Origin of the sequence: uncultured Empedobacter sp. (genome assembly GCF_937930195.1) — a bacterium.
Taxonomy (GTDB): Bacteria; Bacteroidota; Bacteroidia; order Flavobacteriales; family Weeksellaceae; genus Empedobacter; species Empedobacter stercoris.
The window spans coordinates 1-4,660 of record NZ_CALGVK010000026.1 but is presented as its reverse complement, the minus strand read 5'-3'; the positions used below and the strand labels follow the sequence as shown (position 1 = coordinate 4,660).

General features: G+C 31.7%; 3 protein-coding genes and 1 pseudogene. 2 read left to right on the top strand and 2 right to left on the bottom strand.

The features are described from left to right. Positions 1 to 58 precede the first annotated feature (58 nt). The gene (locus Q0616_RS01535) at positions 59 to 775 is read right to left on the bottom strand and encodes a hypothetical protein (RefSeq protein ID WP_298774456.1); all 717 of its coding nucleotides are present in this window, start codon (positions 773 to 775) and stop codon (positions 59 to 61) included. A gap of 104 nt (positions 776 to 879) precedes the next feature. After that, complete coding sequence (gene rho, locus Q0616_RS01530; protein WP_260544344.1) at positions 880 to 2,535, bottom strand: transcription termination factor Rho; 1,656 nt, start codon at positions 2,533 to 2,535, stop codon at positions 880 to 882. Positions 2,536 to 2,711: 176 nt separating this feature from the next. On the opposite strand from rho, the gene Q0616_RS01525 reads away from it, so the two are divergent. Next, the gene (locus Q0616_RS01525; protein WP_171623190.1) at positions 2,712 to 3,125 is read left to right on the top strand and encodes a DUF4293 domain-containing protein; all 414 of its coding nucleotides are present in this window, start codon (positions 2,712 to 2,714) and stop codon (positions 3,123 to 3,125) included. A gap of 259 nt (positions 3,126 to 3,384) precedes the next feature. After that, a pseudogene (locus Q0616_RS01520) lies at positions 3,385 to 4,611 on the top strand (glutamine synthetase III); the annotation flags it as partial. Positions 4,612 to 4,660: the final 49 nt, after the last annotated feature.

The following is a 4,660-nucleotide window of genomic DNA, read 5'->3' as shown; positions in this document are numbered from 1 at the left end:
AAGTCCCGCCTGAGGTACAACAAAGCTCAAGAATTTATTTTCTTGGGCTTTTTTTGTGCTAATTTTTTTCAAGTATATCTTTAACTTCATCAAAATGATTTTCTCCATAAATAATAATAAGCTGCTTATTCTTGTTATTTTTTATTTGACTTACTAAGTGTTCATTTCGTTTTTTTAAAATAAAGTCTTTCATAAAAATTTTTCTTGAAGTTTCATCTACTTTGGTACATGAATACGTTTCGTTTAAATTAGTATTGTAATCACAAGAATCTAATGTGATTTTCGGGTAAGATTTTTCATATGAGTCGACTAATTGTTTAATGGATAAATCAGCGCTTTTTGAATCATTTTCATTCATTCCAAATTCAGCATAACTAGGTTGGTCTATAAGATTATATTTGATGCAATAATCTGAATAAGGAGGGATTTTAGAATAGGGTAATAGGATGTCAATACCAGTTATTTTTCTGAATTTTAGGTAACTTTCTACGTTTTCATCTGAAACTATTTTATCGGATTTATGAAGAGAATTTCCTTCAAAAAGAAAATGATATCCTAAAGATTGTAAACTGTCAATTTTAGTTGTTACTTGTTGATAATAAACTTTAGTTCCGATATGTCGAATAGGTAAAAAATAAAGCGATTTTTCATTATAGTTTATTTTGTTTAATACTACCTTTTTATTTATATATCTCTTTTTTAATAATTCTTCTTGATGATTTACAGCGCAAGATGAAATTATAAGATAAATAATAATGATAAAATATTTATACATAATAAAAGTATCTTAATGTTGACTTTATGAATATATTACTTTTTAAAACAAAAAAACCACCTAAATAACTTTAGATGGTTTTTGAATTTATGTTAAGAACAATTTTATCCGTTCATCGAAATTAAAAATTCTTCGTTGCTACGAGTTGTTTTAATACGTTGATGCAAGAAATCCATCGCTTCAACAGGATTCATATCCGCCAACATATTTCTTAATACCCACATGCGTTGTTGAGTTTTATCGTCTAATAATAAATCATCTTTACGCGTAGAAGAACTTACTAAATCAATCGCAGGGAAAATACGTTTGTTCGAAATCTTACGATCCAATTGTAATTCCATGTTACCAGTTCCTTTAAATTCTTCGAAAATAACTTCATCCATTTTAGAACCTGTATCAATCAATGCAGTTGCAATAATTGTAAGAGAACCTCCATTCTCGATGTTACGAGCAGCTCCAAAGAAACGTTTTGGTTTGTGTAATGCATTGGCATCAACACCACCCGATAAAACTTTACCAGATGCAGGAGAAACCGTGTTGTAAGCACGAGCAAGACGCGTAATAGAATCTAAAAGTATTACGACATCATGTCCACATTCTACCATACGTTTTGCTTTTTCTAAAACAATGTTCGCAACTTTTACATGACGATTTGCTTCTTCATCAAACGTAGACGCAATAACCTCTCCGTTTACAGAACGTTTCATATCCGTTACCTCTTCTGGACGTTCATCGATTAATAAAACAATCAAATATACCTCTGGATGATTTTGAGCAATTCCGTTCGCAATATCTTTCAATAAGGTTGTTTTACCCGTTTTTGGTGGTGCCACAATCATCCCACGTTGACCTTTACCAATTGGTGTAAATAAATCAATTACGCGATTTGATAAAGATTTTGAATTACTAAGATTGAATTTCTCGTTAGGGAAAAGTGGAGTTAAATGCTCAAAAGCGATACGATCTCGTACATAATCTGGTGTTCGTCCGTTAATTTCTTTGATTTTAATTAAAGGAAAATATTTTTCACCTTCCTTTGGAGGGCGAACTTCTCCTGTAATTGTATCTCCCGTTTTTAATCCAAATAATCTAATTTGAGATTGAGAAACATAAACATCATCAGGAGATGATAAATAATTGAAATCTGACGAACGTAAAAAACCGTAATTGTTATCTGGTAAAATCTCTAAAACACCTTCTGTTTGGATAATTCCATCAAATTCATAATTCGCAGCGCGGTATTTATTTTTTTGATTTTGTTGGTTGGGGTGATTGTTTTGTTGAGATGGTTCGTTTTGATTACGTTGATCAGATGGATTGTTTCTCTTCTGATTGTTATTTTTTTTCAGGTCTTGGCTTTTGTTCGCTCGTTCCTGAAATTTATTAACACGAGGATTTTTCTCCTCATTTTTGTCTATTTCTTCTGAAGTATTATCCATCTTTTCGATTTTGACTTCTTCTTGAATAGTCTCTTTTTGATGAGTTTCTACTTCTGGATTTTGAACTCTTTTACGTTTCGGTTTCTTCTCTTCAACAAGAAGATTTTCGGTTTTCTCTTGTGCTTTTTCTTTTACAGCAGGTTTCGTTTCTGCTTTTGTTTTAACACTTTCCTCAACTTTTGGTTGAGTATTAATAAAAGCTAAGACAGTATCTAACAGCTCGCCTTTTTTTAATTTTTTATACCCATCGATTTTTAATTGCTCTGCAACTTGTTGTAAATCTGGTAATTTGAATGATTTTAATTTTTCGATATCAAACATAATCCTATAATGAAGGTATTAATGTGTTTATATTTTTTTTTATTCAATAAAGTAATTGGGAATCATAACAATAGAATTGTTACAAAGCGAATAAATTTGAGATTTATTAATGCAATAGTACGAATAATTATAAAAACTCAAAAAGTTTTTTTACATTTGTATTCGAAATTTAAGAAATGATTCAAAGAAAGCAAAGTATATATTTATTCTTAAGTGGAATAATTTCGAGTATATTCGCCATGAATTTTGATAAACTATTTGATATTCCATTACAATGGTTGCAAAATCCAGAGAAAGGAGATTACATTTTTTCATTAGCCTTTTTCTCATCAGCTTTAATTTCGTTTTTAACCATTATGTTTTTTAAAAAACGAAGCTTACAGATTAGCTTGGGATGGTTAAATATTATTTTGAATGTTTTATTAATTGGTTCTTTTGTTTACTGTCTATTAACATTACCTGGAGAAGGAAATTCTGAGAAAGGTATTTGGGCATTAGTTCCTTTAGCTTCGATTGTGCTTCTGTCAATTGCCAATCGTTTGATTAAGAAGGATGATGATCTTGTAAAATCAGTAGATAGATTCAGATAGACCAAAAACTTTTTATATTATGAGTGTCTAAAAGCAGTTTCAACGTGTTGAAACTGCTTTTTTCGTTTCTATTAATTACATTTTAATATAAAATAAAGAAGAATTTTACTTTTTTATTTTATTGACTGTTTAAAACAGGGGTGTCGAAGTGTTATATTATATTAATTTTCAATTAACCCCTAAAAAATAGGGGGTAGTTTTATTTTGTGTTTATTTTTTATTTATTTTTGTACCATAAAACAACATAAATTATTTCTTTATGACATCATTTCGTTTTGAAGCTTTAAAAGCCGCAAGTAATCGTAAGCCGGTTAGCGTTCCTGATTTAGGTAAAAAATCAGATATTTTTGCAAGTAATGTATTTAATGACAAAGTAATGCGTCAGCATTTAACTTCGGAAGCATACAAAGCAGTACGTTCTGCAATGGATTATGGTACTAAAATTGACCGTAAAATGGCAGACTTTGTAGCTTTAGGTATGAAAGAATGGGCGATGAGTAAAGGAGTTACGCATTATACACATTGGTTTCAGCCTCTGACAGGAACTACAGCAGAAAAACATGATGCGTTTTTTGAAACCTCATTTGATGGAGCAGATCCAGTAGAAAAATTTAGTGGATCATTATTGGTTCAACAAGAGCCAGACGCATCTTCTTTTCCGAATGGAGGAATCAGAAATACCTTCGAAGCACGCGGGTATACAGCTTGGGATCCTACTTCTCCTGCATTTATTTTTGGAACAACATTGTGTATTCCTACCGTTTTTGTTTCGTATACAGGTGAAGCTTTAGATAATAAAGCCCCATTGTTAAGAGCACTTTTGTCTATAGATGAAGCGGCTACAGAGGTGGCGAAATTTTTTGATAAAAATGTAAAGAAAGTTACACCAACTTTGGGTTGGGAACAAGAATATTTCTTAATTGACGATGCTTTAGCAGCTTCTCGTCCTGATATTTTACAAACTGGTAGAACATTGTTAGGTCATGTTTCGGCAAAAGGACAGCAATTAGAGGATCATTACTTCGGATCGATTCCTACTCGCGTGTTGAATTATATGCGCGATTTAGAGAACGAATGTATGTTGTTAGGAATTCCTGTCAAAACACGTCATAATGAAGTTGCTCCAAATCAATTTGAATTAGCGCCAATTTTTGAAGAAACAAATTTAGCGGTTGACCACAATTCATTATTAATGGATGTCATGCAAAAAGTAGCAGAGCGTCATCATTTTAAAGTGTTATTTCACGAAAAACCTTTCAAAGGTGTTAATGGATCTGGAAAACACAATAACTGGTCGTTGGCAACTGATACAGGAGTGAATTTATTAGCGCCAGGCAAAACGCCAAATAGTAATTTACAGTTCTTGACATTTTTTATTAATACAATAAAAGCGGTTTCTATTTATGAAGAATTATTACGTGCGTCTATTGCATCAGCTTCTAATGATCATCGTTTAGGTGCAAATGAAGCGCCTCCTGCTATTATTTAGATCGGAAGAGCGTCGTGTAGGGAAAGAGTGTAGATCTCGGTGGTCG